1 pseudogene is annotated in these 741 nt (G+C 58.6%); it reads right to left on the bottom strand.

The window, feature by feature from the left end:
• Window positions 1-114 precede the first annotated feature (114 nt).
• Window positions 115-741 (bottom strand): annotated as a pseudogene (locus A5791_RS17030) (hypothetical protein); the annotation flags it as partial.

Genomic DNA, 741 nt, shown 5'->3' with positions numbered 1-741 from the left:
TAGTAACGGTCTGAGACACATTGGTTTCAGCAGTTGAGCCGGCCAGGGTGGCACCGGCCTGAGCTACCGCGACCACGACTGCAGTCAGATTGGCCTGCAGCCAATCTCGAGGCGTCACTTCGGGATCACCGGCACGCTATAGGAACCGCTGGCCTTGATCTGCGTGACGCAGGCTTGGCCGCGACGGCGCACACCAACACCGAAGCTGCGCTGGAAAAAGCTGTCCTGCAACGGATACGGGCCAAGACCGGGAATAGTACGCAAACCTTGATATTGGCGCTGAGCGTGCTGCCTGAACCCGATGGCGTTGTCAGGGCTGTTGGCTCCGTAGGTGGCGACAACCGCGAAGTAGTCTTCTGGGATGAAGTCGCTCTGGATGATCCAGGTCTCGCCGTAGGAACCCTGCACCTTAAGACCGTTGTAGGACTCCGGCGCAACCTGACCCACGATATTTTCCGGTTGCAAGTAGGCCGGAGCGCCAGCGGACGGAATGTAGTCGTGTTTGGCAATAATGCCGCTGGCGTTTTCTTCGCCAGCTTTGAAGGTTGACACCACTTCCGCCTGTGCCGGGTTCATCAGCGCCAACAGCCGTGAGTTTGATTCAGTGCCGAAACCGTGCTCAGTGACATGGCGAACGGCAGTTTCGAGGTCTCCGGAATCAATAGTGGCGCTACCAGAGACAAGGTAGTGCTGGTGCGCCGCCGCAAACTGCTTGCCGAGATAGGCCGGTGGAACCATTGT

Origin of the sequence: Mycobacterium sp. 852002-51163_SCH5372311 (assembly GCF_001667115.1) — a bacterium.
Taxonomy (GTDB): domain Bacteria; phylum Actinomycetota; class Actinomycetes; order Mycobacteriales; family Mycobacteriaceae; genus Mycobacterium.
Note: the sequence above shows the minus strand (reverse complement) of the source record. Positions and strands in the feature narration are given on the sequence as shown.